This is a genomic window from Nonomuraea sp. MG754425 (assembly GCF_021699195.1).
Lineage (GTDB): Bacteria > Actinomycetota > Actinomycetes > Streptosporangiales > Streptosporangiaceae > Nonomuraea.
In genome coordinates this window covers 1-256 of the sequence record NZ_SSXE01000599.1, presented here as the reverse complement: position 1 = coordinate 256, position 256 = coordinate 1, and the positions used below count along the sequence as shown (strand labels likewise).

Genomic DNA, 256 nt, shown 5'->3' with positions numbered 1-256 from the left:
GTCGACATCATCCTCAACCCGCTGGGCGTGCCCGGCCGGATGAACGTCGGTCAGGTGCTGGAGACCCACCTCGGCTGGATCGCGGCCAGGGGCTGGGACATCTCGGGCGTCCAGGAGGCGTGGGCGGGCCGGTTGCGCGACAAGGGCTTCGACAAGGTCGCCCCGCGCACCAACATGGCCACCCCGGTCTTCGACGGGGCCCACGAGGAGGAGATCGTCGGCCTGCTCGGCAACACGGTCGCCAACCGCGACGGCG

General features: G+C 71.1%; 1 protein-coding gene. It reads left to right on the top strand.

Translation table 11 applies throughout. The features are described from left to right. On the top strand, positions 1–256 hold a 256-nt coding region (locus tag FAF44_RS56665; protein ID WP_237111249.1), incomplete at both ends, for a hypothetical protein.